Below are 26,474 nucleotides of genomic sequence, written 5' to 3' on the forward strand. Positions count from 1 at the left end.
TCGCTACGGTGAGCCGATGGCGAGACTTGCCAACGATCAGCCTGATCGCTCTCACAACCTGACAGACACGACGTACGGGCTTCCTCTTGCCGACGTCGTGCGGATCGACGCGCTGACCGGCGCGAAGACCCTCGCCGGAGTCGAGGGGATGCAGCGGCCGGTGACCGGCCTCAACGTCATGGAGGTCCCCGACGTCCTGGGGTGGGTCAAGCCGCACGAGCTCCTCGTGACCACCGGCTTCCCGTTGCTCGACGGCGCGCGGCGGCTCGACGTCCCGAGGATGGTGGCGCTCGTGCAGGGTCTGTACGACGCCTCGTTGGCCGGTTTCGCGATCAAGCTCGGGCGCTACGTCGACGCGGTGCCCGACGAGGTCCTCGCGCTCGCCGACGCGCTCAGCTTCCCGATCGTGCAGATCCCTGACGAGGTCGCGTTCGACGACGTGCTCAAGGACGCGTACGCCGCGCTCAACGCGTTCCAGTCGAACGTCCTCGCGCAGATCGACGCGCTGCACTCCGCCCTGACGATGATCGTCCTCGAGGGCGGCGACCTCGAGCAGATCGCCGCCGAGGTGTCCCAGGTCCTCGACGTCGGTGTCATGGTCACGTCCACGGACGGGCGCGAGTGGGCCGGTGCGCTGAGCGACGAGGCCCGGGCGACCCTCGAGGTGAGCGAGTTCCTCGACATGTCCGGCCGCGTACGGGTCGAGCGCCTGCGCGGCGCGCGCCCGTTCGGCTCCGGCGAGATCCGCGTCCTCAGCGTCGCGGCCTCGGGCACCGAGCTCGCGCGGGTGGTCGTGGTCAGCGAGAAGCGGGCCCTGCGGGCGAGCGACGTCTATGCCCTGGAGCGGGCCGCAACCGTCGCCGCGCTGCTCATCACGCGCATGCAGGCGGTCGTCGCGGTGGAGGGCAAGTATCGCGGAGACTTCCTCCGCGACGTGCTGACGGACCGCGCGGAGAGCCCGCAGTACGTCCTCGAGCACGCCGAGGGCCTCGGCTGGGACCTTGACCGCCCGCTCGTCGTCGTGGTCGCGCAGCTCGACCCGCCAGAGGCGGGGGAGGCGCCGGTGTCGAGCCGCACGCGCCGCGGCTACCAGGACCGGTTCGCCGCGGCGTGGCGCCAGGTGGTCGAGCGGCGTGGGCGTAGCATCGCGGTCGCGGACTTCTCCTCGCAGGTGGTCGCGCTGCTTCCGGTCGCCGAGGACGCGTCGGACGTGTCCGAGGTCGTCGAGGAGGCGCTGGCCGCCGTACGGGGAGACTCCGGCGGCGGTCGTCGTCCGTTCTCCGCGGGGATCAGCCGCGTCGTCACCGGCGTCGAGGCGTTGCCCGACGCATACACCCGTGCCCGCAAGGCCGTCGAGGTCGGGCGACGCATGAAGGGGACGGGGTCGACGACGTACTTCGACCGCCTCGGCGTCCGCCGCCTGCTGTCGCAGGTCGAGGACCCAGCCGAGCTCGACGGGTTCGTGTCGGAGGTGCTTGGCACGCTCGCCGAGGACACGGCCACGGCCGCCGACCTGCGGGCGACGTTGCAGGTGCTGCTCGACGTCAACCTCAATGTCGCAGAGGCGGCGCGCACGCAGCACTTCCACTACAACACGATGCGCTACCGCGTCACCAAGCTCGAGAGCCTGCTCGGCCCGTTCAGCACCGATCCGCAGGTGCGGCTCGACGTGGCGGTCGCCCTTCAGATCCTGCACATGCGGGAGTGAGGGCGCGCTACGGCTGGAAGTACTCCGACATCATGGCGCTGACCCACTCGGGCTGCGTGGTGCTCACGGGGAGGAACTCCGCCATCGTGGGCTTGAGGTCGATGACGGGCGTGCCGGAGACGGCGTCGAGCCCCACCACGGTCAGCTCGTGGCCGCGGACGGACTCGATCGCACAGCTCGTGACACCGATGCGGTTCGGCCTACGCGGGCCACGTCCCGCGAAGACGCCGACGGGTGGGAGGTCGGCGCGGCCACGGTACGGGCGGGGCTCGCGGAAGTCGCCGCCGTCGGGGAACTGGTCGAAGAGGAAGAGCACGTCCACGTGGGAGAACCCGTCCAGACCTTGCAGGCTCGCCTCGCCGAAGCGCTCGTCGACGGTGATCGTGCTGCGTACGGCGCCCCAGTTGTCCGTGTGCTGGACGTCCGTCCGGTCGTTGCGGACGGTCCCGATCGGCGTGATCTCGAAGCTCGGCATCGCTCGAGGCTATCGCCGTCCACGTTCTTTTCCGACAGATGAACACGCAGAGCAAGGGGTGACAGCACCCCACGGGTTCCGTTGGCACTTTCGCACCATGCCGCGTCTCTCGCGTCACTACTAGGGTCACGACATTGGACCGGGTGCGCTGTCCGAGATCCCCCGGCGGCCGCTCGCACACTCTGAGGAGACCGGCATGTCGATGTTCAAGTGGGAAGTGGTGCACGGAGGCAAGACACCACCTCCTGGTCAAGCGGTCGGACCGCGCCAGCGTCTGAGCTGGGGCCGTACGGCCGGGCTCGGAGCGCAGCACGTGGTGGCGATGTTCGGTGCCACGTTCGTATTCCCCGTGGTGATGGGGCTCGACCCGAACCTGGCGATCCTGTTCTCGGGCATCTGCACGATCATGTTCCTGCTCATCACCAACAACATGGTCCCGAGCTATCTCGGTACGAGCGCCTCGTTCGTCGCCGCCGTCGCGGCGATCCGGAGCCAGGGCGGTGACTCGTCCGACGTCACCGGCGCGATCCTCGTCGCGGGCCTCGTCCTCGCCGCCATCGGCGTCGCGGTGCACTTCGCCGGCACGAAGTTCCTGCACAAGCTGCTCCCGCCGGCCGTCACCGGCGCCGTCGTCATGCTGATCGGCTTCAACCTGGCGCCCGTCGTCGCCGGCACGTACTGGCCACAGGACCAGTGGATCGCGCTCCTCACCGCGACCTTCATGATCGGCGCCGCGGTCCTGCTGCCGGGCTTCTGGGGGCGCATCGCCGTCTTCCTCGCGCTGATCTTTGGCTACCTGGTCTCATGGCTCGCCGACATCCTCTTCGGCGACATCACCTCGTTCGTGCCCTCAGCCGGCGAAGAGGTCGCGCACCAGCGCGTCGACTGGTCCGGAGTCAGCTCGGCCGACTGGATCGGCTTCCCCAACAGCACGCTCGCCGACGGGGTCTCGGCCGTCCACTCGCCGAGCTTCAGCTTCACCTTCATCCTCCTGGTGCTCCCGGGCGTCATCGCCCTGATCGCCGAGAACACCGGCCACGTCAAGGCCGTCGCGGAGATGACCGGCGACGACCTCGACCCGTACATGGGTCGCGCGATCGGTGCCGACGGTCTCGCCACCGCGTTCGCGAGCGCGTTCGGCGGCTCGCCCACGACGACGTACGCCGAGAACATCGGCGTCATGTCCGCGACGCGGATCTACTCGACCGCCGCGTACTACTTTGCGGCGCTGGTCGCGATCTTCCTCGGTCTCTGCCCGAAGTTCGGTGCGATCGTCAACGCGATCCCCGGGGGCGTCCTCGGCGGCATCACGGTCGTCCTGTACGGCATGATCGGCCTGGTCGGCGCCAAGATCTGGGTTGAGAACCACGTTGACTTCGGTGATCCGGCGAACATCGTCGGTCTGGCGGCAGGCATCATCATCGGTGTCGGCAACGTGTCGCTTGTCTTCTCCGACGACTTCCAGCTCGGCGGCATCGCTCTCGGCACGATCCTTGCCATCGGCTACTACCACATGGTGGCCTGGAAACGGCCACCCGCGCACACCACCGACGAGGGCGCGGAGGAGGTGACGAGGCAGCTGTGAAGCCCGCACCGTTCTCCTACGTCCGCCCGGCCACCCTCGACGAGGTGCTGGCCGTGCTCGCGGCCGACCCGCACGCCAAGGTGCTGGCCGGGGGCCAGAGCCTGGTCCCGCTGCTGTCGATGCGCCTGGCTCAGCCGAGCACGCTCGTCGACATCAACGGTCTCGCCGAGCTGGCCTACGTCCGGACTGATGAGGACGGTGTCCGCATCGGGGCGCTGGCCCGCCACGCCGACGTCGAGTCCGACGCCGACGCGTGGCGGGTCCAGCCCCTGCTGCGGCAGGCGCTACGCCTGGTCGCCCACCCGACGATCCGCAACCGCGGGACGACCCTCGGATCGGTCGTCCACGCCGACGCTGCTGCGGAGATGCCCGCCGTGGTGTCCCTGCTCGGCGCCAAGGTGCTGGTCGCCTCGACCGAGGGACGCCGCACCATCGATGCCACCGACCTGTTCATCGGCCCGCTGGAGTGCACGGTCCGTACGAGCGAGGTCGCGCTCGAGCTCCAGGTGCCCGCGCTCGGCGCACGGACGGGCTCGGCGATCGACGAAGTCGCACGCCGTCACGGCGACTACGCCCTGTGCGGCGTCGCCTCCGTCGTCTCCGTCGGCCAGACCGGTGCGATCGAGACGGTGCGAGCCTCGTACCTCTCGGTCTCGCTGACCCCGCTCGTCCTCGACCTCTCCGAGGCGTTCATCGACGGCACGGCTAGCGACGCCAACCTCGAGGCGGCGGTCGAGATCGCGACGGCGGGCGTCGACCCCGACACCGACATCCATGCGACGGCCGACTACCGCCGTCACCTCGCGGGCGTGCTCACGCGTCGCGTGGTGCGCGACGCGTACTCCCGCGCCGTCGCCCCCGACCCGGAGGGAGCCCGATGACCAGCCAGCCGGAGATCCTCGCGCCCGAGGCGCTGCACCACGTGACGTTCACCGTCAACGGCGCGGCGTACGAGATCGACGTGCCCGCGCGACGACTGCTGTCCGACGCGCTGCGTCAGGACGTCGGGCTGACCGGCACGCACGTCGGCTGCGAGCACGGCGTCTGCGGCGCGTGCACGATCCTCGTCGACGGCCGGCCGATGCGGGCGTGCCTGCTGCTCGCCGTGTCCGTCGAGGGCGCGTCGCTGACGACGGTGGAAGGCCTCACCGAGTCGGGCGATCGCCTCGGCCCGGTGCAGCAGGCGTTCAAGGAGTGCCACGGGCTGCAGTGCGGCTTCTGCACCCCGGGGTTCCTCACCACCATCACCGCAGGTCTGCGCGAGAACCCTGACCCGACCGAGGACGAGGCGCGCGAGATGATCGCCGGCAACCTCTGCCGGTGCACGGGCTATCAGAACATCGTGAAGTCCGTCCTGCGTGCGGCCGAGATCGCGGGGTCTCGACAGGCTCGACCGGCGGAGGGGCCGTTGGTTGAGCCTGTCGAAACCACTCCCGAGACCGGTGGTGACGCATGACCACCAAGTCGTTCGGAGAGCGCGTCGCACGCGTCGAGGACGAGCGGTTCCTGCGCGGCCGAGGCCGCTATCTCGACGACCTTGCGCCCGACGCCCTGCACGTCGCGGTGCTGCGCTCGCCGCACGCGCACGCCCGCATCCTCGACATCGACGTCGACCCTGTGCTCGACCTCGACGGGGTGGTCGCGGTCTACACGTACGACGACCTCACGGGCGCGATGGCCGAGCCTCTGCCGATGCTCATCCCGCACCCCGACCTCACCCACGGGCGCACCCAGTACGCGCTGGCCAAGGACCAGGTCAACTACGTCGGCGAGGCGATCGCGATGGTCGTCGCGGTCGACCGCTACGTCGCCGAGGACGCCGTCGGCCGGATCGTCGTCTCGTACGAGGTGATGACGCCGGTTGTCGGGCTCGACGCCGCACGCGCCGCCGAGCGGCTCGTCCACGACGACGTCCCCGACAACGTCGCGGCGACGTCCACCCAGGCGACCGGGGACGCGATGGCGGCGATCGGCCGAGCCCCGCACCGGCTCGCGCTCGACCTCGACATCGAGCGCAGCGCGTGCACCCCGATGGAAGGGCGCGGCACGGTCGCGAAGTGGGACACCGACAACGGCCGCCTCGAGGTCTGGTCGTCCACGCAGACGTCGACCGGTGTGCGCGCCGCGATCGCCTCCAAGCTCGGCCTCGACCTTTCCGTCGTCGACGTGATCACGCCTGACGTCGGCGGAGGATTCGGCGTGAAGGTTGTCCACCCGTGGCCTGAGGAGGTGCTCGTCCCGATGGCGGCGATGGCGCTCGGACGTCCGGTGAAGTTCACCGAGGACCGCCGTGAGCACTTCATCTCCGCCGCCCACGAACGCGCCCAGCAGCAGCACGTCGAGGTCGGCTTCGACGACGACGGCCGCATCCTCGGGCTGGACGTCGAGGTCTGGCACGACAACGGCGCCTACCTCCCGTACGGCCTGATCGTCCCGATCATCACGACCACGCAGCTGCTCGGCCCGTACAAGCCGCCGGTCTACAAGGCGACGTTCCACAGCCTCTACACCAACACGGTGATCGTGACGCCCTACCGCGGCGCCGGCCGTCCGCAGGGCGTGTTCGCGATGGAGCGCACGATGGACGCGATCGCCTCGTACCTCGGCAAGGACCGCACGGAGGTGCGCTCCGCCAACTTCATCCAGCCCGACGAGTTCCCGTACGACCAGGGGCTGATCTTCCAGGACGGCAAGCCGCTGATCTATGACTCCGGCGACTTCCCGCAGATGCTCGACAAGCTCAAGACGCTGGTCGGCTGGGACGAATTCGGCGCGTTCCGCGACGAGATGCGCGCCCAGGGCCGTACGGTCGGGATGGGCATCGGCTGCTACGTCGAGGGCACCGGCGTCGGCCCGTACGAAGGCGGGCACATCCAGGTCGAGACGACCGGCAAGATCAAGGTCTCGACCGGCCTGACGACGCAGGGCCAGGGCCACCAGACGGCGTTCGCGCAGATCGTCGCCGACGAGCTCGGGGTGCGTTTCGAGGACGTCGAGGTCGTCACCGGCGACACCCGCCGCATGCCGTACGCGGTCGGCACGTACGCCTCGCGCGCCGCGGTCATGAGCGGTTCGGCGATCGCGCTGTCCGCCCGGTCGGTCAAGCGCAAGGCGCTGGAGCTGGCCGCCGAGGCGCTCGAGGCGAACGTCGACGACCTCGAGATCGCCGACGGCGTCGTCTCCGTCAAGGGTGCTCCGGGCGCGCAGGTCTCGCTCGGCACGCTCGCGGTGCTCAGCAACCCGCTGCGCTACGCGTTCGACGAGGCGAGCAAGGCGGCGACGCAGTTCTCCGTCGGCGACGCCGACAAGGTGCCGGTGCCCGAGGGCACGTCGCCCGGGCTCGAGAGCCGCGACTTCTACTCGCCGCCTCGCTCGACGTTCGCCTCCGGCATGCACGCCGTGATCGTCGAGACGGACCCGGACACGGCCGAGATCACGATTCTCAAGTACGCCGTCGTCCACGACTGCGGGCGACTCATCAACCCGATGATCGTCGAGGGACAGATCCACGGCGGTGTCGCACAGGGTGTGGGTGGGGCGCTCTACGAGCGGATGGCGTACGACGAGCACGGGCAGCTCCAGAACGCCTCGTTCATGGACTTCCTCATGCCGTACGTCACCGAGGTGCCGAAGACGATCGACGTCGACCACCTCGAGACGCCGTCGCCGCTGAACCCGCTCGGCATCAAGGGCGCGGGCGAGGCCGGTGTCATCCCGAGCGCGGCGGTGTTCGCGTCGGCGATCGAGGACGCCGAGGGCTTCACGATCACGCGGATGCCGATCTCACCGAGCGAGCTGTACGACCTGCGGTGCACGCACGCAGGATCCGACGAGGCGGCAGTGGTCGCTGTGGAGGGAGACTCATGAAGGTTGCTGGACAAGCGGTGCTCAACGCCCCCGTGGACGCGGTCTGGACCGCGCTGCTCGACCCAGCGGTGCTCGTCCGCACGATCCCGGGCTGCGAGGTGCTGGAGGCGACGGGCGAGAACGCCTACGCCATGACGGTCAGCGCCGGCGTTGCGTCGATCCGCGGGACGTACGCCGGCACCTGCACGTTGAGCGACCTCGTCCCTCACCAGTCTCTGGTGATGCGTGCCGAGGGCGCGGGAGCTCCCGGCACGGTCGCGGCGGACGTCGCGGTGCGCTTTTCCGACAATGGTGACGGGACGACCGGGGTCGCGTACGCCGCGGACGCGGTCGTCGGCGGCATGATCGGCGGCGTCGGGCAGCGGATGCTGACGGCGGTGAGCAAGCGGATGGCCGGCGAGTTCTTCGGTGCCGTCGACGACGCGATCGCCAGTTCTTCGTTGGTCGAGGGCGGTTCTCCGTCGGTCGAGCCTGTCGAGACCCCCGCCGTCGGCCAGCGCTTCACCGCCCCCGCACCAGCGGCGGGCGGTCGCAGCGGATCGACCGACGACTTCGTCAAGGGAGCCGTCCTCGGCGGCGTCCTGGTCCTGGCGGGTGTGATCGTCGGAGGGCTGTTCGGGCGCCGGTCGCGATGATCGACGTCTACAGCAGCGCGCGGGCGATGGCGCAGGCCGTCGCCGCGCGCGAGATCTCCGCGCGAGAGTTGCTCGCCCTCCACCTCGCCCGCATCGGCCAGGTCAACGGCACGGTCAACGCGCTGGTCTCGATCGACGAGGAGCGGGCGTACGCCCAGGCGGCCGCCGCGGACGAGCGGACGCTGTCGGGGGAGCCGCTCGGCGTGCTCCACGGGCTCCCGTACGCGGTCAAGGACACCCACCACGTCGCCGGCTGGCGGACGACGTTCGGCTCGCCGGTGATGGCCGACCACGTGTCGGCGTACGACGAGCTCGTCGTCGAGCGGGTGCGCGCGGCGGGTGCGGTGGTGGTCGCGAAGTCGAACACGCCGGAGTTCGCGTCCGGGTCCCACACGTTCAACCCCGTGTTCGGCACGACGGTGAACCCGTACGACACCGGCCGTTCGGCGGGCGGGTCGAGCGGCGGTGCGGCCGCCGCGCTCGCGGCCGGGATGGTGCCGCTGGCCGACGGGTCGGACATGGGCGGCTCCCTGCGCAACCCGGCGTCGTTCTGCAACGTGGTCGGGCTGCGTCCGACCTGGGGGCGGGTCCCGACCTGGCCGACGTGGAACCTCTGGGAGACCGTGTCTGTGCAGGGGCCGCTCGCGCGGGACGTCTCCGACCTCGCGCTGCTGCTGAGCGTGCTGGCGGGGCCCGACCCGCGTGTCCCGACGGCGGACTCGACGGCGGGCGAGGTGTTCCGCGAGGTGCGTCCCGCGTCGCTCGACGGGCTACGGGTCGCGCTGTCGGTCGACCTCGGGGGCGCGTTCGAGGTGGAGGCGTCGGTCGCCGACATCGTCCGCGCCCAGGCGGGTGTCTTCGCCGGTGCGGGCGCGCACATCGAGGAGGCGTGGCCGGAGCTGCCCGACGCCGAGGCTGCGTTCCGAACGCTGCGCGCGTGGCTCATGGACTACACGCTCGGTGGTGTCCTCGACTCGCGCCCGGACGACCTCAAGCCGTCCCTCGCCGACAACATTCGTGCCGGGCGGCCCCTGTCCGGGCACGACGTCGCCGTTGCGTACGCCCAGCGGACAGCGCTCGCCGAGAAGGCCCGCGAGTTCTTCACGCGCTACGACGTGCTCGCGCTGCCGGTGAGCCAGGTCCCGCCGTTCCCGGCCGACCAGGAGTACCCGCACGCGATCAACGGGCGTCCGCAGGAGACATACCTCGACTGGATGCGCGCGGCGTTCCTCATCACGGTGACCGGGTGCCCCGCGATCAGCGTGCCGGCGGGGTTCACGCCCGACGGCCTGCCCGTGGGGCTGCAGCTCGTCGGGCCCGCAGGCTCCGAGCGTCGGCTGCTCGCGATCGCGCGTGCGTACGAACAGCTGTCGGGTGCAGGCGTGGGGGTCGGTGGCCCACGCCCTGCCCTCTGATCGGCTCACCGCCGGGACCACCCCGGCGCGGGCCGCGTCACGCCTTGCGAGAGGTCCGCGACCTGGCCGGCAGGCGCATCGTGAGGAGCTTCGCGCGCGGTGCGATCCGGCCGGCGAGCGCGAAGACTCCCTCCGTACGGGACTGGTCGGGGTCGATCACCGAGAACAGGTTCACCCCGAGATAGAACGTGATCGCGGCGTTGGCGACCTCGCGCGCGGGCAGCAGCCGGCCTAGCGGGGTGCCTCCCGCGACGCGCTCCCAGCTCTCCTCGACGAAGCGCACCCATGGGTCCGCGCGGGCGGTGATCGCCTCCCGCAGCTCGGGTTTGGTGACCGCCGCCGCGACGATCTCGCTGAACTGCGCGAGGTAGCCGCGCTCCAGGTCGGTGAGGTAGATCTGCTTCGCCGCGGCGACGAGGTCCTCGACCGTACGGACGCCCTCGACGGTGCGACAGTGCATCGCCATGCGCGCCTCGGACGATCGGTCGAGCGCGGCGAGGAGCAGCGGGTCGACTCCGCCGAAGTGGTAGAAGACCAGCGCAGAGTTGACCCCCGCCTCCGCCGCGATGACCCGAGCGGACGTGCCGTCGTACCCGCGCTCGCGCAGCACCACGTCGGCGGCGTCGAGCAGTCGCCGTCTGGTGTCCTCGCTGTTCTGACGTGTGGCCGCCATGTGATCCCTTCCCTCGCCGACGGCCTTCATCATATGCTTTAATCACTCGATTAAACTTGCTGGACCCACGAGAGGCGACCGCAGATGGAGCCCTATCCCCACGACAGCTCCGCCGATCCGCACGACGACCCGCGACCCCGGTCGAGCACCGCGCGCCTGCTCCTCGCCGGCATCACGCTGGCACTCTTCGCCGCGATGCTCGTCGCTGAAGCGCTCGGCAGCGCCGGTCTCGAGGAGACCTCGCTGTTCTACGTCGGCATTCCCGCGCTGATCGCGGTGACGGTCGTCCTCACCGCCCGTCCCAAGAACGCGGTCGGCGTCGCTCTCGCGACCACCACCGTCGGACTCGCGCTCGCGGGACCGCTGCTCGACGAGGGCGTCGTCTGCCTGCTCATCGCGGCGCCGCTCTTCTACGGTGTCGCCGTGCTCGTCGGTCTCCTCGCGCAGGCCGCGCGCGGCGGCGGGCACCGCGCGCTCGTCGCGGCGCCCCTGCTGGCGCTGATCGCCCTCGAGGGAGTCGGCGGGGTCAGCGTGATTCCACGCCAGGACAACGCGGGCACGACCGTGACCATCGCCGCCGCGCCAGCACGAGTCGAGGCGGCGCTCGCCGCGCCGCCCGATTTCGGCCCGTACGAAGCACCCTTCCTGCGGGCGCTGCCGTTCCCGAAGCCGGTGCGCGCGACGGGGAGCGGCCTGAGCGTCGGCGACGCGCGGCTCATCGCCTTCACGCCGCGCCGCAGCCTGGGTCTCGGGTCCACGCCCACCCCTCGGTCGATGGAGTTGCGGGTCGTCGAGTCCACGTCCACGGCCGACGCGGGCCGAGTCGTCTTCGACGTGACGGCCGACTCGACCCTCGCCCGCTGGCTGGACCTGCGACGTGCGGTCGTCACCTGGTCGGCGTCCGCGGGTGGAACGGAGATGACGTGGCGCCTGGAGTACGCACGCACGTTCGACCCGTCGTGGTACTTCGGACCGGTCCAGCACCACGCGGTCGCAGACGCGGCGGGCTATCTCGCCGAGACCTTCGCGGACATGGCCGAGGCGGAGTGAGCGGTGAGAGATCCGGCCACCGTACGCGCGCTCGGCCTCACCGTCCCCGTGCTCGCCGTGGTCCTCCTCGCCCTCTGGCGACGACCCGGTGCGCGACGGCTTGCAGCGATCCTCCTCGCGACCGCCTGGGCGGCGGTCGCCCTGCTGCCGGTGAACCTCCTCGCGATCGCCGCCGGCTGGTGGTCGTTCGACGCCGACGGCGCGCTCTGGCAGGGCATCCCCGTCGACCTGTGGCTGGCGTGGGCGCTCCTGTGGGGTGCCGTCCCCGCCCTGGTCGCGCCGGCGCTGCCGCCGCTGCTCGTCGGGGCCGTCCTCGTGTGGGTCGACCTCGCCTTCATGCCGTGGGGCGCACCGGTCGTCAGACTCGGTGACCCGTGGCTGGTCGGCGAGGCGATCGCGGTCCTCGCCGCCCTCGTGCCGGCGTACGCGCTGGCGCACTGGACTCTCGCCCAGCGGCACGTGACCGTACGGGCGTGGGCGCAGGCGTGGTGCGCGGGCGCGCTCCTCGTGGGTGTGCCGTTGCTCGTCGTCGGCGTCGAGTCCCGATGGTGGCCGGAGGTGACGGCGGCGGGCGTGCAGGTCGCGGTGGTGGTGAGCGTGCCTGCGGTGGCCGCGATGCGGGAGCTCGCGCGCGTCGGTGGCGGCACCCCGCTGCCGTACGACCCGCCGTCTCGGCTGGTGACCACCGGCCCGTACGCCTACGTCCGCAACCCGATGCAGGCGTCGATGGTGCTCGTGTTCTCGGTGCTCGCCGTGACCTTCGCAGAGCCGCTCCTGCTGCTCGGCGCCGTGGTGACGGTCGTCTACTCGGCGGGGCTGGCTGCCTGGCACGAAGGGAGTCAGATGGAGGAGGCGTTCGGCGAGCGGTGGACGGCGTACGAGGCGCAGGTGCCCGTGTGGGTGCCTCGCTGGCGGCCACTCGATGGTCCTCCCGCGTCGCTGTTCGTCGCTGCCGACTGCACGATGTGCACCGGACTCGGCCAGTGGCTCCTCGATCGTCGGCCGGTCGCGCTCGACGTGCGTCCCGCCGCTGAGCATCCCGAGGTGCTGCGGCGGATCACGTACGAGGCGGACGGCGTGCGTGACCAGGGTGTGGTGGCGCTTGCCCGGGCGCTGGGGCACCTTCATCTCGGGTGGGCGCTGGCCGGCTGGACGCTCGCGCTGCCGGGGGTCCGGCACTTTGCGCAGCTCGGTGCCGATGCGTTCGGCGCTGGCCCCCGGGTGTCGCGCTGACCGCTGACCGAAAGATCGAGCCGTGCGGCGCGCCGGGGGAAGACACGCCGCACGGCAGCTCGGGGGTTATGTGAGGCCGCGGGGGGAGAGCGCGTTGCGCCAGATCCGGTCGGTGGCGTCGACCAGCTCGTCGATGTCGAGCGCGTCGCCGAGGACGAATGCGTAGTAGGCAAGGTGCGACACCATGCCGTCGAGTGCGCGGGCCGTCGGGTAGGGGTCCAACGACGGATCGGCGATCCCACGCGCTTGCATCGCCTCGATGACCGACGCGGTCTTGCGCGCGAGCGCCTCGCCACGCCGACGACGGATGTCGCGGAACGACGGGTCCACCGCGGCGACCTCCTCGAGGACGAGCATGAGTGCGGCGTTGTGCCGGTAGTTCTCGAAGTAGCGCCGGTGTCCCTCCGCGAGCTCCTCGTACGGGTCGGCAGCGGCCGCGTCGAGTCGGGGCACCACCACGTCGTGCTGCGCTTCGTACAGCACGGCCGACAGGATCTCGGGTTTGCTCGCGAACCATGTGTAGAACGAGCCGGTGGCGCAGCCCGCTTCGCGTGCGATGTCGGCGATGCGCGAGTCGGTGAAGCCGTCCCGTTCGAAGACCGTACGGGCGGCAGCGACCAAGGCGGACCGGGTCCGGGCGCCGCGCGCGGTGGCGGGGACGGTCATCGCACGCCCGCCGCGACTCCCGTACCGACGAGGGCGTCGCGGTCGAGGGCGCGCTTCAGGATCTTGCCGGACGGGCCCTTGGGGAGGGCGTCGACGACCTGGAAGAGGCGCGGCACCTTGTAGGCGCTCAGGCGCTCCTTGGCCCAGGCGCGCAGGGCGCCGGGCTGGAGCACGGCGCCGTCGCGGAGCACGACCACGGCACCCACCTCCTCGCCGTACCTGGCGTCCGCGACGCCGACCACGGCCGCCTCGACGATGTCCGGGTGTGCGTAGAGGACCTCCTCGACCTCGCTCGGATAGACGTTGTAGCCGCCGCGGATGATGAGGTCCTTGAGCCGGTCGACGATGCGGAGGTCGCCGTCCTCGTCGAGCGTGCCGAGGTCACCCGTCCGCAGCCACCCGTCGCGCAGGACGTCGGCGTTGGCCTCGGGCCGGTTCCAGTAGCCCGTCATCACGATCGGCCCACGGATCCACACCTCGCCGACCTCGCCGGTCGGGACCGGCGAGCCGTCGAGATCACGGATCTCGAGATCGACGCCGTGGATGGCTCTCCCGACCGCGCCGACCTTGGGCTCGGCGCCCAGCGGCGCAGAGGTCGCCCAGCCGCAGGTCTCGGACAGCCCGTAGCCCTCGCGGATGCGCGTGCCGAACTTCTCCTCGAACGCGCCGATGACCTCGACCGGGAGCGACGCGCCGCCGGACGTGGCCAGGCGCAGGCGTGAGAAGTCCTCGGGGGTGGCGTCGCCGGCGGCGTGCAGCACGGCGATCCACATCGTCGGGACGCCGGAGACGATCGTCAGCTCGTCGTCGCGGATCATCTCGACGAGCTTGCGCGGGTCGAACGGGTGCAGGAGCGAGACGACGGTGCCGAAGGAGATCGCGAGGTGCATGACCATGATCTGCCCGAACACGTGGAACAGCGGCAGCGCGGTGCCCGTACGGTCGTCCTCGTCGAACTCCAGGACGTGCTCGGCGGCGTCGACGATGCCGGCGATCGCGGAGATGGGGAGCTGCGCGCCCTTCGGGCGACCCGTGGTGCCGGAGGTGTAGATGATCAGCGCGGTCGCGTCGTCGGGCAGGTCGACCGGCGCCTTGACGCGGTCGGAGACGTCCCACTCGTCGAGCGGGGGGAGGCTCCAGAACGGCAGCCCGTGCGCGGCGGAGGCCTTCTCGGCCGCACCTGCCGTCTCGTGCCAGGCGACCACGAGGCTGACGTCGGCGTCCTCGACGACATACGCGATCTCGGGGGTGGTGGCCATGACGTTCACGGTGATGAGCGTCGCCCCGGCGGCGTGGAGGCCGTAGTAGGCCGCGACGAACTCGGGGATCGACGGCGCGACGAGCAGGACGCGGTCGCCGGGTGCGACTCCCGCTCGCAGCGCCCGGGCGGCCACCGAGGCGGCGGCGTCGCGCAGCGCACCGAAGCCGACCTCGCGCCCCGAGGCGCGGACCGCTACCCGGTCCGGCTCGGAGAAGGCGTGCGCGAAGACGGCATCGGCGACGTTGCTCACGGTGACTCCTGAGGGGGCGGTGTGACCGGCGTCACGGACGCTACCTGAATCGTGATTCAAGTACAAGGTTCGCCAGCACCGCACGGCCTCAGAGCCGGGCGTCGAGGAACCTGACCGTGCGGCGCATCATCTCGTCTCGCTTCTCGCCCCTCACGGTGTGCCCCGCGCCGTCGTACCACCTCACGGAGACGTCGGCTCCCGCGTCGCGCAGCCCCGCCGCCGCACGCTCGGTCCACTCGGGCGGACAGGTCTTGTCGGCGGTGCCGTGGTGGATGAGGACGGGCTCGACGACCCGGTCGAAGAACCGTGACGCCGACAGGTCCTGCCACGCGGGCGACTCCGGATCGGGTGTGCCGTACGACCGCTCGACCGCGGCGAACCGGGAGGCCCGGCCCTTGCCAGGACGCGTGAGGATCTCGACGTTGTCGACTGCGTCCGCACTCATCGGCGACAGCAGCACGGCGGCGTCGACGAGACCGGGGCGCGTAGTCAGGACGTTGTACGCGACACCGCCGCCCATCGAGCGTCCGACGAGCCCGATGCGGTCGGGGTCGACCGCGCGCATCGCCGAGCGGCGCAGGGCGACGATCGCGTTGATGACGTCGATGGTGAAGCCGAGCCTCAGCTCGCCGTCGTTCTCGGGGTCGGCGTCGGAGCGTCCGTGGTTGCGGTAGTCGGTGTAGAGCACCACGTACCCCGCGCGAGCCAGGTAGTCGCGCGTGTCGATCATCGACCCGCCCGGACGGTACGACTTCGGGGACTTGTAGCCGCGTGCGATCACGACGGCCGGCGACCTGTCCGCACCGTGTGGCACGTGCAGGACTCCGGACACCCGCAGGTCCTCAGAGCGGTAGCTGACCTGGTACGACGTGTAGGCGTCGTTGGTCTCGAGCACCCGCTCGCGTCGCAGGTCGCTGCCGTTGTCGGGGGTCCGCATCAGCGTCGGGAGGGTCCGCTCGTGTCGTACGGGCGGCAGCGGTGGGAGGGACACGTGGTCGCCCGGATTCTCGACCGAGGAGACTTCGGCGCCGGTGGCGGAGAGGGCGGTCTGAGGGGCGAGGCCGCAGCCGGAGAGCAGCGTCGCGAGGGCGACGACGGCGGGCAGGATCGTACGGAGCACCGGACCATGATGGCGGGTCCTTCCGGGAGCCTGTCAGGTAGTGCCAAGGTTCGGTGAAGTGGTCCGGCGACGTTCGCCCTGGGGACTGTCGGCGGCGTGCGTTGGAATCGAGGGGCAGCCCCCCACACCGTCGAGGAGCACCATGACGTCACGCCCCACTCGAGCCGGGCACTTCCGTATCGGGATCGACACGGGAGGCACGTTCACCGACGTCGTCGCGTTCGACGAGGCGACCGGCGAGATGCTGACGACCAAGACGCCGTCGACGCCGTCGGACCCCGCCGAGGGCTTCCTCGCGGGCATCGACAAGGTCCTCGCGCTGGCCGGGTTCCCGCCGGGCAGCGGTGAGGCGATCTCGGCGGTCTCGCACGGCACGACGGTCGCGACCAACCAGCTCCTCGAGGGCAAGGTCGACCGACTCGGGTTCATCACGAACGCCGGGTACGAGGCGGTGCTGGAGATCGCCCGCCAGTCCGTGCCCGACGGCTACGGCAACTCGTACTTCTGGGTGAAGCCCGACCGCATCGTGCCCCGCGACCTCGTCAAGGGCGTCGAGGGCCGGATGACGTGGGCGGGTGAGGAGATCCATCCGTTCGACGCCCAGGGCGCGCGCGAGGTCGCCCGCTGGTTCCGCGAGCAGGGCATCGACACGCTCGGGGTGTGCCTGCTGCACAGCTACGCCAACTCCGCCCACGAGGAGGAGATGCGCGCGATCCTCGCCGAGGAGCACCCGGACGCCGTCGTGTCGATCTCGTCGGAGGTGCTGCGCGAGTACCGCGAGTACGAGCGCTCGATGACCACGCTCGTCGACGCGGCGGTGAAGCCGAAGGTGTCGGCGTACGTGCGCCGCATCGCCGACCGGCTGGCGGCGTTCACGGGGTCTCGACCCTTCGACAGGCTCAGGACGGCGCAGGGCTCGACCGGCGGGGGCGTGCCGTTCTACGTGATGAAGTCCAACGGCGGTGTGCTGTCGGCCGCCGAGGTGGTGCACCAACCGATCACGACCGTGCTGTCCGGTCCGGCCGCCGGCGCCCTGGGTGCCGCGCTGGTCGCCTCGGTCGCCGGGTTCGACCGCGTCCTCACCTGCGACGGCGGCGGCACCTCGACGGACGTGTCGGTGGTCGTCGACGGCGAGCCGACGCTGACGACCGAGGGGAGTGTCGGCGTCTACCCGAGCAAGATCCCGATGATCGACGTCGTCACCGTCGGCGCGGGCGGCGGCTCGATCGCCTGGCTGTCGCCGGAGGGCACGCTCAAGGTCGGCCCGCAGTCGGCCGGCGCCGACCCGGGTCCGCTCTGCTACGCCAAGGGCGGCACCGAGGTGACGATCACCGACGCCCATGTCGTGCTCGGCCGCATCCCTCCGCACCTGCTCGGCGGTGAGATCCCGCTCGACGTCGATGCCTCCCGCAAGGGCCTCGAGGAGCTGGCCGGCAAGCTCGGGCTGAGCGTGGAGGAGGCCGCGGACGGCGTCCTCGAGATCTCTGCGTGGAACCAGGCCAACGCCCTGCGCCAGATCACCGTCAAGCGCGGGCTCGACGTCCGTGACTTCACGCTGACCACGTTCGGCGGTTCCGGCTCGCTGCTGCTGTGCCGGCTGATGGACGTGCTGTCGATCCCCACGGTCCTCGTCCCGCCGAACCCCGGCAACGTCTCCGCGTTCGGACTGCTGACCGTCGACGTCAAGAATGACTACGTCCAGACCGCGGTGCGGCTCGCCTCCGAGCTCGACGCGGCCGAGGCCGAGGGCCTGTACGACCGCCTCGCCTCGCAGGCTGCATCCGCGTTGGACGCCGAAGGCTTCGGACCCGACGAGCAGCGTTTCGTCCGTACGGCCGACCTGCGCTACTTCGGCCAGGCGTTCGAGGTCCGGGTCCCGGTGCCGGACGGCCGGCTCGACGACGCGGTGCTCGCCGGTGTCGCGGACACGTTCCACGCCGAGCACCGTGCGCTCTACGGCTACGACTTCGCCGGCGACGACAGTCAGCAGGTCGAGTGGGTCAACCTGCGTGTCTCGGGGATCGGGCCGATCCAGCGCCCGAAGATCCGTGCGCGGGCCGTCGAGGCGAGCGCGGCCGCGCCGCAGCCCCGTACGACCCGGCCCGTGTGCTTCTCGCCGCGTGAGGGCTACGTCGACACCGGCGTGTTCGACCGGTCGGCCCTGCTCCCGGGCCAGCAGGTCCACGGCCCGGCGATCGTCGAGGAGTTCGGCTCGACCATCCCGATCCACCCCGGTTTCGTCGCCCGCATCGACCCGTACGACAACGTCATCATCACCCGCGAGGGACAGACCTCGGAGAAGGGGAGCCAGAAGTGAGCGAGTCCCGCAAGGCGCCGACCCAGTTCCCGTTCGGCACGCTCACGGAGGACGCCGGCGCGAGTGCCGACCCTGTCGTCGTCGAGATCGTGCAGGGCAGCCTGGCGTCGATCGAGCACGAGGTCGAGACCGCGATCGCGCGGACGTCGCGCTCGCCGATGATCCGCGACGCGCACGACTTCCGCGCGGGCATCCACGACCGCTTGCTGCGCAAGCTCACCGGCCGCTCGTACTCGGCGCTCGTCCACCCCGTCGCGCGCGACTTCCCGCTCGAGGAGATGAAGCCCGGCGACGTCTTCTTCCACAACGACGTCTACAAGTCCGAGGGTGGTATCGGCCACCTCCCGGACCTGTGCGTCACCGTGCCCGTGTTCGCGACCGTCGACGGCACCGAGCGCGTGGTCGCGTTCATCCAGGCGTTCGGCCACCACGACGACATCGGCGGTGCCGTGCCGGGCTCGATGCCGAGCCACGCGACCAGCGTGTACGAAGAGGGGCTGGCCGTCCCGCCGATCAAGCTGTGGGACCAGGGCGTCCCGAACCGTGCGGCGCTGACGATCATGACCCGCAACTCGCGCATGCCCGAGTCGCTGGCCGCCGACCTCGACGCCGAGTGCTCCGCGTGCCTGATGGGTGCGCGCCGTCTCGCGGAGCTCTTCGACCGGTACGGGGTGGAGGTCGTCGAGGCGTCCTTCGACGCGATCATCGACCGCACCACGCAGACGTACAAGCGCGAGATCCTCTCCAAGATCCCGATCGGCACCTGGGTATGGGAGGACTACGCCGAGCACGATGGGGTCGACGAGCCGCAGCTGCACACGCAGCGCATCACGCTGACCCGCACCGGCCCGGAGGACCCGGACGGCGAGCGGGTGATCCTCGACTTCGCCGGGACGTCCCCGCAGGCGAAGGGGCCGATCAACCACTGCGGCGACTACTCCGACGGCGTGTTCCTCAAGAAGTGGCTCGCGCCGATCCTGCGCAACCTCGCCGACACCCCGGAGCGGATGGCCGAGCTCGACGTCAACGAGGGCGTGGTGCCCCTGATCGAGATGCGCTTCCCGCCGAAGGGCACGCTGCTCACGCCGGAGTTCCCGGCGCCGACCAACGCCCGTACGTTCGTGATCTTGCGGCTCCTGGGGGTGCTCGCCGGGGTCCTCGCGAAGGCGGTCGACGGCCAGATGCCGGCCGACCAGGAGACGATCCGCTACACCGGCGTGTACGGCACGGACCTCGCCGGCCGTCCTTACCTCATGCGCGAGGTGCTCGGCGGCGGGTCTGGCGGCCGCTACTACGCCGACGGCGAGGACACGATCCACGTCGTGCCCGACTCGCGCAACCTGCCGACCGAGTTCACCGAGTCGCGCTTCCCGTTCGTCGTCGAGTCGCTGTCGGTGGCGAAGGACTCCGGCGGCCCGGGCAAGTTCCGCGGCGGCCTCGGGTACGAGAAGCACCTGCGGATGCTCGCCGACGCCCATTTCATGTCGATCGCGGATCGCTCGATCCTCGCGTGCTGGGGTGTCAAGGGTGGTCTCGCCGGGCGGCCGTTCGAAGTCGTCATCGATGCCGGAGGCCCGAACGAGCGCGTGGTCGACGCGCTCGCGGACGCCGAGCCGGTGCGCGCGGGTGAGTCCATCCGCATCCGCACCACCGGTGGTGGCGGTTGGGGCGACCCGCTCGACCGTGACCCGGAGAGCGTCGTGCGCGACGTCCGCTGGGAGAAGGTCTCGGCCGAGGGGGCGCATGACGACTACGCGGTCGTGCTGACCGGCAGCGGCGACGACCTCGGGTACGACGCGGCGGCGACCGCGGCGCTGCGGGCCGAGCGCGCCGCGGCGCGCGGCGAGGGCGAGGTGTTCTTCGACCGCGGGCCCGGCTACGCCCAGCTCGCCGGCGGAGCGACCCACGCCGCTGTCGACGTCAGGTGACGGGAGGCCGGTCGAGCGTGCCGAAACCCGCCGCCGTCGTCGGTGCCTCGGGCAAGACCGGCACGCACGTCGCGCAGGCGCTCGCGTCCTGCGGCGTACCGGTCCGCCCCCTGGGGCGCCGTGCCCTCGCCGACCCGGTCGCCGCGTTCGACGGCTGCGCGTCGGCTTACCTGATCGCCCCCAACCTCCATCCCGACGAGCCCGCGCTCGTCGGGGGCTGGCTGGAGGCGCTGCGCGCCGCCGGCGTGCCGCGCGTCGCATACCACTCCGTCGCCTGGCCCTACGCGCCTGAGATGCCGCACCACCTCGCCAAGGCAGCGACGGAGGACCTCGTACGCCGCAGCGGGCTCGCGTGGACGGTCCTGCAGCCATGCGCGTATGTCCAGAACCTCTTGCCCGGGTTGGGAGGGGAGGAGCCGGCGGTCCGCGTGCCGTACGCGGTCGACACCCCCTTCGGGCTCGTGGACCTCGCCGACGCGGGCGAGGCCGCTGCCGTGGTCCTGACCGAGGACGGCCACGTCGGTGCGACGTACGAGCTCGGGGGACCGGCGCTCGTGACGCTGGCCGACGTCGCCGTCGTCGCGTCGGAGGTGCTGGGCGTGCCGGTGCCGGCGGAGCGGCTCGATCCTGAGAGGTGGGCGACCGGACCGGGCGCGGGGATGGATCCGCGAGAGCGGGATTGGCTGCTGGCGATGTTCGCGTTCTACGACGCGTACGGGCTCCCGACCGGCGGGGTGCCCCTCCGGGCGCTGCTGGGCCGCGCCCCGTACGACGTGCGCGCGACCCTGACCCGCGAGCTGACGCCCGCCCCTTCCTGACCCCCGGGTCGGTTTCTCCCGCCCCCGGGTCGGCTTCTCCCGTCCGCGGGTCGACCAGATGCGCGCCTGGCGGCGTACGATCCCGAAATGATCCACGCGCACGACGTCGTCGCCTTCGCGGTCGCCTCGACTCTGCTCATCATGATCCCGGGCCCGAGCGTGCTCTTCACGATCAGCCGGGCGATGGTGCTCGGCCGACGTGCCGCGCTCGTCAACGTGGTGGGCAACGCGGTCGGCGCCACCGTCCAGATCGTCGCGGTCGCGGCCGGGCTCGGTGCGCTGGTCGCGCAGTCGGTCGCGGCCTTCACCGTCGTGAAGTGGGTCGGCGCCGCGTACATCGTCTATCTCGGCATCCAGGCGATCCGCGACCGCCGCGCCGGTGAGGACGCCGTCGAGGCCGAGCCGACGGTGACGCGGACGTCGCGAGTCTTGCGCGAAGGGTTCGTCGTGGGTGTCACCAACCCCAAGACGATCGTCTTCCTCGTCGCCGTCCTCCCGCAGTTCGTCGCCCGCGAGCTCGGGGCGGTGCCGCTCCAGATGCTGATCCTCGGCGCAGTGTTCGTCGCGATCGCGCTGTGCCTCGACAGCCTCTGGGCGCTCGGCGCCGGAGCAGCACGCGACTGGTTCGCCCATTCACCGCACCGAATGCGACGCCTTCGCGGTGCGGGCGGCTCGATCATGGTCGGCCTGGGCGTCGGCCTCGCCGCGGGCGGCCGACCCGACTGAGCCGGGGAGTGGAGGCCGCCGAAGGCCTGTCAGCCCTCGTCGAGAGCGAAGTCGAGCTTCGCGACGCCGTTCTTCAGGCTCAGCACACGTACGGTCATGGTGAACTTCTTGTCGCTGCCGTTGGGGTCGGAGAGCTCGCACTCCATCGTGGCCCCCTCGCGGGACTCGAGATCGCCCGGGCAGTCCACGATCGGCGCGAGACCGATCTGCTTGCCCATTGCTTCCGATGCCTTCTCCTCGACCGACTTCTGGGGCATCGGTGCGTGACCGCACGCGGTGAGCAGCACCAGCGCGGCGGACACCAGCGCGACGGCGGGACGGAGACGCATGCGCACAGGGTAGAGGGCGGGCCTGACCGGTGGTGAGCACGGTCCCGCTCTCGTCGTCACGGTGGGACCTCCTTCACCGCGCTGTGCGCCGCACGGGCACGCGCGGCACCGCCCGCCGCCGATAGGCAACACCTCACTAGCCAACGGCACTTCCTTGGCGAAGTTCGCCAATGCCCACCGTGCGCGGAGGCACCTAGATTCGTCGCATGCGCCTCGTCATCGCCCTCGGCGGCAACGCCATGACCTCAGCGGACGGCTCTGCGCGCCCTGAGGATCAGCGGGCGGCGATCCAGTCCGCGATGCGCAGCGTCGCCGACCTCGTCGAGGCCGGACACCAGATCGTTCTCACCCACGGCAACGGCCCGCAGGTCGGCAACCTGCTGCTCAAGAACGAGATCGCCGCCGACGTCGTTCCGCCGGTCCCGCTCGACTGGTGCGTCGCGCAGACGCAGGCCACGATCGGCCGCCTGATCCTCGACGCGCTCGACGACGAGCTCGCACGGCGCGGACACCCGTCCCGTACGGCGGCGCTCGTGACTCGGACGATCGTCGACCGCGACGACCCGGGGTTCCTCGTCCCCACCAAGCCGATCGGCCGGTACGCCACCGCCGAGGAGGCAGCGGCGATGCGCGGCCACGGACAGCACTGGGTCGAGGTCCCGCAGCGGGGCTGGCGCCGTGTCGTCGCATCGCCGGAGCCGCGCGAGATCCCCGAGGTCGAGACCGTCCAGACGCTCCTCGACAACGGCTCCGTCGTCGTGTGCGCAGGCGGTGGCGGCATCCCGACGGTGCGCGAAGGCACGTCGTACGTCGGGGTGGAGGCCGTGATCGACAAGGACCTCACCGCCGCCCTGCTGGCTGATCAGGTCGGCGCCGACCTGCTCGTGATCGCGACCGACGTCGATGCCGCGGTCGTCGGCTTCGGGACACCGCAGGCCGAGCCGCTGGGCGCTGTCGGGGTCTCCGAGATCCGCCGGCTCGCGCAGGCCGGCGCCTTCGGAGCGGGGTCGATGGGCCCGAAGGTCGAGGCGATCACCCGGTTCGCCGCCCACACCGGCCGTACGGGCGTGATCACGTCGCTCCCGCACATCGACGACGCGGTCGCAGGTCGTACGGGCACGCGTGTCAGCCCCGACTCCGTCCCGACCGACCGCCTCCCCGCCTGACCTACGTCCACGCCCACCGTTCACCCCCACCCGAGAGGATGCTCATGCCAGCAGCGATCGAAGTACGCAAGGTCCCGATCCACTCCGTCGCCGACGCCAGCGAGCTCGAGAAGCTCATCGCCGACGGCGTGCTGGAGGCAGACCGCGTCATCGCGATCATCGGCAAGACCGAGGGCAACGGCGGCGTCAACGACTACACGCGCATCATCGCCGACCGCGCGTTCCGCGAGGTGCTCGTCGCTCAGGGGACGCGCTCGCCGGAGGATGTCAAGCAGGTCCCGATCGTCTGGTCGGGCGGCACCGACGGGGTCATCAGCCCTCACGCGACGATCTTCGCGACGCTGCCCGACGACGCCGTCGAGCCCACCGACGAGCCGCGCCTGAGCGTCGGCTTCGCGATGAGCGACGTGCTGCTGCCCGAGGACATCGGGCATACGCCGATGATCGAGAAGGTCGCGGAGGCCGTCAAGGTCGCGATGGAGCGCGCGGGCATCACCGATCCTGCGGACGTCCACTACGTCCAGACCAAGACACCGCTGCTCACGATCGACACGATCCGCGATGCCAAGTCGCGCGGCAAGTCCGTGTGGACCGAGGACACCCTCGCGTCGATGGACCTGTCCAACGGCACCACCGCGCTCGGCATCGCCGTCGCGCTCGGCGAGATCGAGATGCCGACCGACGCCGACGTGATGCACGACCGCTCGCTGTACTCGTCGGTCGCGTCCTGCTCCTCGGGCGTCGAGTTGGACCGCGCGCAGGTCGTCGTGGTCGGCAACGTCCGCGGCATCGGCGGCCGCTACCGCATCGGTCACGGTGTCATGGACGACGCGCTCGACGCCGACGGCATCTGGGACGCGATCCGCTCCGCCGGCCTCGACGTGCCCGAGCGTCCGCGTACCAGCGACCTGGACGGCAAGCTGGTCAACGTGTTCCTCAAGTGCGAGGCCAGCCAGGACGGCATGGTCCGCGGGCGCCGCAACGCGATGCTCGACGACTCCGACGTGCACTGGCACCGCCAGATCAAGGCGGCCGTGGGCGGCGTGACCGCTGCGGTCACCGGTGACCCGGCGGTGTTCGTGTCGGTGTCGGCGGCTCACCAGGGGCCGGACGGGGGCGGCCCCGTCGCCGCCATCGTCGAGGCCTCCTGACCGCCTCTCAAGCCCCGGTGGCGTGGCCGATGGGGGTGGGCCACGCCACCGGCTCGGCGTACCGGTGCCACGGGTGACTAGGACGCCGGCTGCTCGTCGACCTTGAAGCCCATGCCGACCGTCGAACCCTCGACGGACTCGGCGGTGACGGTGACCCCGTAGACGGTGTTGTCACCTGACACCCGCAGCTCGCACCGCAGCGTCGCGCCCTTCGTTGCCTCGAGGTCGTCGGGGCAGGTGATCTCGGGAGTCACACCCACCTGCGCGCCGAGCGCCTTCTCGGCCTCCTTCTCCACGTCCGACGCCTTCACGGCGCCACCTCCGCACGCCGAGAGCGTCAGCCCGAGGGCGACGGCGAGTGCGGACAGGGCGAGACGCGAGTGGTGTCGTAAGGCGGGGGTCGACATGGCCGTCACGCTAGTCGGCCGTGCGGCGTCCTCAGCGTTCGGCCCGCTCCCACGCGCGCAGCAGGAAGTCGACCGTCGCCGCCGGCTGATCGACGGCGGGGGAGTGGCCCGCGCCTTCGATGACCACGACCTCCGTGCCGAGCCGCTCGGCCATCTCGTCCTGCACCGCGTACGGCCACGCGTCATCGGCGCTGCCGCGTGCGAGCGCGACCGGCACGCCGCTCGCCGCGAGCGCCCCGACCTGGTCCGGGGTGTCGAGCAGGTGCGTGGCGATCGCCGTGAGCGACTCGGGGACGCTGGCGAGGAACCGTCGCTTCACGAAGGCCTTGAGCTGCGGCGGTGCGTCGATGGCGGCGTTCCGCTGCGCGAAGACGACCTCGAGACCCACGACCGGCACGGCTGCCACGAAGGCGCGCAGCATCCGCACCGCCGCGTCCGGGTCGTCCGTGCGCGCCCGCACCCCGGCGTCGCCGAAGCCCGCGGGCCCCGAGCACAGCAGCGCGAGGCTCCGCCAGGCCGAGGTGTCGTCGAGCACCGCGTGCTGCGCGACCAGCCCGCCGAAGGAATGACCGACGAGGTGCGAGGCGCCGTACGGGGCGAGCGCCTCCTGGATCGCGAGCGCGTCCGCGGCGAAGCCTCGTACGGTGTAGTCGTCGTCGGGTTTGCCGGGTGTCTCGTACTGGCCCCGCTGGTCGTACGAGGTCGCGTGCCAGCCGGCCTGCGCGAGCAGCGGCAGGACGAACGCGAAGTCTTCCTTGCTGCCGGTGAACCCGGGCACGAGCAGCACGTGGCCCCGACGCGAGGTGCCAGCGGGGACGGGGGCGTCGAGCGCCGCGAACGTCCCGCGCGCGGTCGTGACCGCCCGCGGCGTCAGGGCTCCGAACGCCTCGGGGTCGGGTGAGGAGGTCATTCGGACACCTTCCGGCCTCGCTTGGCGACCGCGGCGACCAACCCCGCCGGGGCGTAGCGGGCGATCGTCGCCAGGACCTTGTAGCGCGCCGTGGGCACCGAGATCGGCTTGCCGTTGTCGAGGTCGCGCAGCGCGCCGCGGACCTGCTGGTCGGTGCTCGTCCACATCCACCGCGGCACGTCGCTCGGGTCGACGCCCATCCGCTGGTGGAACTCCGTACGGACGAAGCCCGGGCACAGCGCGGTCGTGACGACGCCCTCTGCGGCGAACTGGATGTTCATCCACTGGCTCAGGTTGACGATCCAGGCCTTGTGGGCCGAGTAGGTGCCGCGCGGGGTGAACGCGGCGACGCTCGCGACGTTGAGGATCTGGCCCGACCGGCGCGGGCGCATGACGTCGAGCGCCGCGGCCATGAGGTCCATCGGAGCCTTGACCATCAGGTCGAGCTGCGCGTCCTCGGCGGCGACGTCGGTGTCGCCGAAGAACTTGCCGATCGACGATCCCGCGTTGTTGACGAGCAGGTCGATCCGGTGCTCGCGGACGGCATCGGCGACGCGTGCGACGCCGTCGCGTGTCGAGAGGTCGGCAGGCACGACGTGGACCGTACGGCCGGTTGCGCGCAGCTCGGTCGCGAGGGCGTCGAGACGGCCCTCGTCGCGGGCCACGAGCACGACGTCGTCGCCGCGCGCGGCGAGCGTGCGGGCGAAAGCCAGGCCGATGCCGGATGTGGCGCCGGTCACCAAGGCGAGAGACATGGGCAGATCCTTGCAGATCATGAAGAATG

General features: G+C 71.2%; 24 protein-coding genes. 15 read left to right on the forward strand and 9 right to left on the reverse strand.

The genetic code is table 11. The features are described from left to right. The first annotated feature begins 16 nt into the window (after window positions 1–16). Window positions 17–1,708 carry a PucR family transcriptional regulator gene (locus HCT63_RS06065; protein ID WP_167002008.1) on the forward strand — a complete coding sequence of 564 codons (1,692 nt, stop codon included), beginning with the start codon at window positions 17–19 and terminating at the stop codon, window positions 1,706–1,708. Between the two features lie 7 nt (window positions 1,709–1,715). On the opposite strand, the gene HCT63_RS06070 is transcribed toward HCT63_RS06065, so the two are convergent. After that, window positions 1,716–2,183: an SAM-dependent methyltransferase gene (locus HCT63_RS06070; RefSeq protein ID WP_167002010.1), complete on the reverse strand. Its 468-nt coding sequence runs from the start codon at window positions 2,181–2,183 to the stop codon at window positions 1,716–1,718. Window positions 2,184–2,379: 196 nt separating this feature from the next. On the opposite strand from HCT63_RS06070, the gene HCT63_RS06075 reads away from it, so the two are divergent. The 6 genes from HCT63_RS06075 to HCT63_RS06100 are packed head-to-tail and all read left to right on the forward strand — an operon-like array spanning window position 2,380 to window position 9,685. Beyond that, complete coding sequence (locus HCT63_RS06075; RefSeq protein WP_208322279.1) at window positions 2,380–3,768, forward strand: solute carrier family 23 protein; 1,389 nt, start codon at window positions 2,380–2,382, stop codon at window positions 3,766–3,768. Beyond that, window positions 3,765–4,649 (forward strand): xanthine dehydrogenase family protein subunit M, encoded by an 885-nt coding sequence (locus tag HCT63_RS06080; RefSeq protein WP_167002012.1) that lies wholly within the window; start codon window positions 3,765–3,767, stop codon window positions 4,647–4,649. Before HCT63_RS06075 ends, HCT63_RS06080 begins: the two co-directional genes overlap by 4 nt. Next, the gene (locus tag HCT63_RS06085; protein ID WP_167002014.1) at window positions 4,646–5,224 is read left to right on the forward strand and encodes a (2Fe-2S)-binding protein; all 579 of its coding nucleotides are present in this window, start codon (window positions 4,646–4,648) and stop codon (window positions 5,222–5,224) included. The genes HCT63_RS06080 and HCT63_RS06085 overlap by 4 nt, the downstream gene beginning before the upstream one ends. Next, on the forward strand, window positions 5,221–7,635 hold the full coding sequence (cutA, locus tag HCT63_RS06090) for an aerobic carbon-monoxide dehydrogenase large subunit (protein ID WP_167002017.1): 2,415 nt from the start codon (window positions 5,221–5,223) through the stop codon (window positions 7,633–7,635). Before HCT63_RS06085 ends, cutA begins: the two co-directional genes overlap by 4 nt. After that, window positions 7,632–8,270 carry a carbon monoxide dehydrogenase subunit G gene (locus tag HCT63_RS06095; protein WP_167002019.1) on the forward strand — a complete coding sequence of 213 codons (639 nt, stop codon included), beginning with the start codon at window positions 7,632–7,634 and terminating at the stop codon, window positions 8,268–8,270. The genes cutA and HCT63_RS06095 overlap by 4 nt, the downstream gene beginning before the upstream one ends. After that, window positions 8,267–9,685 carry an amidase gene (locus HCT63_RS06100; RefSeq protein ID WP_167002021.1) on the forward strand — a complete coding sequence of 473 codons (1,419 nt, stop codon included), beginning with the start codon at window positions 8,267–8,269 and terminating at the stop codon, window positions 9,683–9,685. The genes HCT63_RS06095 and HCT63_RS06100 overlap by 4 nt, the downstream gene beginning before the upstream one ends. Before the next feature lie 37 nt (window positions 9,686–9,722). Here HCT63_RS06100 and HCT63_RS06105 read toward each other — a convergent pair whose 3' ends face one another. Next, complete coding sequence (locus tag HCT63_RS06105; RefSeq protein WP_167002023.1) at window positions 9,723–10,358, reverse strand: TetR/AcrR family transcriptional regulator; 636 nt, start codon at window positions 10,356–10,358, stop codon at window positions 9,723–9,725. 84 nt (window positions 10,359–10,442) lie between these two features. Between HCT63_RS06105 and HCT63_RS06110 the strand changes: the two genes are divergently transcribed. Together HCT63_RS06110 and HCT63_RS06115 are read left to right on the forward strand one after the other, a co-directional pair. After that, the gene (locus tag HCT63_RS06110; RefSeq protein WP_167002025.1) at window positions 10,443–11,408 is read left to right on the forward strand and encodes a hypothetical protein; all 966 of its coding nucleotides are present in this window, start codon (window positions 10,443–10,445) and stop codon (window positions 11,406–11,408) included. 3 nt (window positions 11,409–11,411) lie between these two features. Beyond that, window positions 11,412–12,641 carry a methyltransferase gene (locus tag HCT63_RS06115; RefSeq protein ID WP_167002027.1) on the forward strand — a complete coding sequence of 410 codons (1,230 nt, stop codon included), beginning with the start codon at window positions 11,412–11,414 and terminating at the stop codon, window positions 12,639–12,641. A 66-nt stretch (window positions 12,642–12,707) separates the two neighbouring features. On the opposite strand, the gene HCT63_RS06120 is transcribed toward HCT63_RS06115, so the two are convergent. The 3 genes from HCT63_RS06120 to HCT63_RS06130 all read right to left on the reverse strand — a co-directional run bounded on the left by HCT63_RS06120 (window position 12,708) and on the right by HCT63_RS06130 (window position 15,938). Beyond that, complete coding sequence (locus HCT63_RS06120; protein ID WP_167002029.1) at window positions 12,708–13,307, reverse strand: TetR/AcrR family transcriptional regulator; 600 nt, start codon at window positions 13,305–13,307, stop codon at window positions 12,708–12,710. Then, window positions 13,304–14,818, reverse strand: a complete 1,515-nt coding sequence (locus HCT63_RS06125; protein ID WP_167002034.1) for an AMP-binding protein — start codon at window positions 14,816–14,818, stop codon at window positions 13,304–13,306. The genes HCT63_RS06120 and HCT63_RS06125 overlap by 4 nt, the downstream gene beginning before the upstream one ends. 88 nt (window positions 14,819–14,906) lie before the next feature. Next, window positions 14,907–15,938: an alpha/beta fold hydrolase gene (locus HCT63_RS06130; RefSeq protein WP_167002036.1), complete on the reverse strand. Its 1,032-nt coding sequence runs from the start codon at window positions 15,936–15,938 to the stop codon at window positions 14,907–14,909. 142 nt (window positions 15,939–16,080) lie between these two features. Here HCT63_RS06130 and HCT63_RS06135 point away from each other — a divergent pair, with 142 nt between their 5' ends. From HCT63_RS06135 to HCT63_RS06150, 4 genes are all read left to right on the forward strand, one after another. Further along, window positions 16,081–18,255 (forward strand): hydantoinase/oxoprolinase family protein, encoded by a 2,175-nt coding sequence (locus HCT63_RS06135; protein WP_167002038.1) that lies wholly within the window; start codon window positions 16,081–16,083, stop codon window positions 18,253–18,255. Next, a complete protein-coding gene (locus HCT63_RS06140) occupies window positions 18,252–20,183 on the forward strand; it encodes a hydantoinase B/oxoprolinase family protein (protein ID WP_167002040.1) in 1,932 nt (643 codons plus the stop codon). The genes HCT63_RS06135 and HCT63_RS06140 overlap by 4 nt, the downstream gene beginning before the upstream one ends. A 17-nt stretch (window positions 20,184–20,200) precedes the next feature. After that, window positions 20,201–21,001 (forward strand): NmrA family NAD(P)-binding protein, encoded by an 801-nt coding sequence (locus HCT63_RS06145; RefSeq protein WP_208322280.1) that lies wholly within the window; start codon window positions 20,201–20,203, stop codon window positions 20,999–21,001. A gap of 87 nt (window positions 21,002–21,088) precedes the next feature. After that, entirely contained in the window at window positions 21,089–21,727 is a 639-nt protein-coding gene (locus HCT63_RS06150) for a LysE family translocator (RefSeq protein WP_167002044.1), read from the forward strand. 29 nt (window positions 21,728–21,756) lie between these two features. Here the strand turns inward: HCT63_RS06150 and HCT63_RS06155 are convergent, their stop codons facing one another. Then, window positions 21,757–22,056 carry a DUF4333 domain-containing protein gene (locus HCT63_RS06155; protein ID WP_167002046.1) on the reverse strand — a complete coding sequence of 100 codons (300 nt, stop codon included), beginning with the start codon at window positions 22,054–22,056 and terminating at the stop codon, window positions 21,757–21,759. A gap of 206 nt (window positions 22,057–22,262) precedes the next feature. Here HCT63_RS06155 and arcC point away from each other — a divergent pair, with 206 nt between their 5' ends. Next, window positions 22,263–23,222, forward strand: coding sequence for a carbamate kinase (arcC, locus tag HCT63_RS06160; RefSeq protein ID WP_167002048.1), 960 nt, complete (start codon window positions 22,263–22,265; stop codon window positions 23,220–23,222). 44 nt (window positions 23,223–23,266) lie between these two features. Beyond that, window positions 23,267–24,373, forward strand: a complete 1,107-nt coding sequence (locus tag HCT63_RS06165) for a ring-opening amidohydrolase (RefSeq protein WP_167002050.1) — start codon at window positions 23,267–23,269, stop codon at window positions 24,371–24,373. 77 nt (window positions 24,374–24,450) lie between these two features. On the opposite strand, the gene HCT63_RS06170 is transcribed toward HCT63_RS06165, so the two are convergent. The 3 genes from HCT63_RS06170 to HCT63_RS06180 are packed head-to-tail and all read right to left on the reverse strand — an operon-like array spanning window position 24,451 to window position 26,445. Continuing rightward, complete coding sequence (locus HCT63_RS06170) at window positions 24,451–24,780, reverse strand: DUF4333 domain-containing protein (RefSeq protein ID WP_167002052.1); 330 nt, start codon at window positions 24,778–24,780, stop codon at window positions 24,451–24,453. Window positions 24,781–24,811: 31 nt separating this feature from the next. Further along, the gene (locus HCT63_RS06175; protein ID WP_167002054.1) at window positions 24,812–25,690 is read right to left on the reverse strand and encodes an alpha/beta fold hydrolase; all 879 of its coding nucleotides are present in this window, start codon (window positions 25,688–25,690) and stop codon (window positions 24,812–24,814) included. Then, on the reverse strand, window positions 25,687–26,445 hold the full coding sequence (locus HCT63_RS06180; protein WP_167002056.1) for an SDR family NAD(P)-dependent oxidoreductase: 759 nt from the start codon (window positions 26,443–26,445) through the stop codon (window positions 25,687–25,689). The genes HCT63_RS06175 and HCT63_RS06180 overlap by 4 nt, the downstream gene beginning before the upstream one ends. Window positions 26,446–26,474 lie beyond the last annotated feature (29 nt).

It is taken from the genome of Mumia sp. ZJ430 (assembly GCF_011751845.1).
In the GTDB taxonomy this organism is placed as follows: Bacteria; Actinomycetota; Actinomycetes; order Propionibacteriales; family Nocardioidaceae; genus Mumia.

Coding starts and splice junctions, on each gene's coding strand:
- HCT63_RS06065 (WP_167002008.1), top strand. CDS start 17: ATGGCGAGACTTGCCAACGATCAGCCTGATCGCTCTCACAACCTGACA.
- HCT63_RS06070 (WP_167002010.1), bottom strand. CDS start 2,183: ATGCCGAGCTTCGAGATCACGCCGATCGGGACCGTCCGCAACGACCGG.
- HCT63_RS06075 (WP_208322279.1), top strand. CDS start 2,380: ATGTCGATGTTCAAGTGGGAAGTGGTGCACGGAGGCAAGACACCACCT.
- HCT63_RS06085 (WP_167002014.1), top strand. CDS start 4,646: ATGACCAGCCAGCCGGAGATCCTCGCGCCCGAGGCGCTGCACCACGTG.
- cutA (WP_167002017.1), top strand. CDS start 5,221: ATGACCACCAAGTCGTTCGGAGAGCGCGTCGCACGCGTCGAGGACGAG.
- HCT63_RS06095 (WP_167002019.1), top strand. CDS start 7,632: ATGAAGGTTGCTGGACAAGCGGTGCTCAACGCCCCCGTGGACGCGGTC.
- HCT63_RS06100 (WP_167002021.1), top strand. CDS start 8,267: ATGATCGACGTCTACAGCAGCGCGCGGGCGATGGCGCAGGCCGTCGCC.
- HCT63_RS06105 (WP_167002023.1), bottom strand. CDS start 10,358: ATGGCGGCCACACGTCAGAACAGCGAGGACACCAGACGGCGACTGCTC.
- HCT63_RS06110 (WP_167002025.1), top strand. CDS start 10,443: ATGGAGCCCTATCCCCACGACAGCTCCGCCGATCCGCACGACGACCCG.
- HCT63_RS06120 (WP_167002029.1), bottom strand. CDS start 13,307: ATGACCGTCCCCGCCACCGCGCGCGGCGCCCGGACCCGGTCCGCCTTG.
- HCT63_RS06135 (WP_167002038.1), top strand. CDS start 16,081: ATGACGTCACGCCCCACTCGAGCCGGGCACTTCCGTATCGGGATCGAC.
- HCT63_RS06150 (WP_167002044.1), top strand. CDS start 21,089: ATGATCCACGCGCACGACGTCGTCGCCTTCGCGGTCGCCTCGACTCTG.
- HCT63_RS06155 (WP_167002046.1), bottom strand. CDS start 22,056: ATGCGTCTCCGTCCCGCCGTCGCGCTGGTGTCCGCCGCGCTGGTGCTG.
- arcC (WP_167002048.1), top strand. CDS start 22,263: ATGCGCCTCGTCATCGCCCTCGGCGGCAACGCCATGACCTCAGCGGAC.
- HCT63_RS06165 (WP_167002050.1), top strand. CDS start 23,267: ATGCCAGCAGCGATCGAAGTACGCAAGGTCCCGATCCACTCCGTCGCC.
- HCT63_RS06170 (WP_167002052.1), bottom strand. CDS start 24,780: ATGTCGACCCCCGCCTTACGACACCACTCGCGTCTCGCCCTGTCCGCA.
- HCT63_RS06175 (WP_167002054.1), bottom strand. CDS start 25,690: ATGACCTCCTCACCCGACCCCGAGGCGTTCGGAGCCCTGACGCCGCGG.
- HCT63_RS06180 (WP_167002056.1), bottom strand. CDS start 26,445: ATGTCTCTCGCCTTGGTGACCGGCGCCACATCCGGCATCGGCCTGGCT.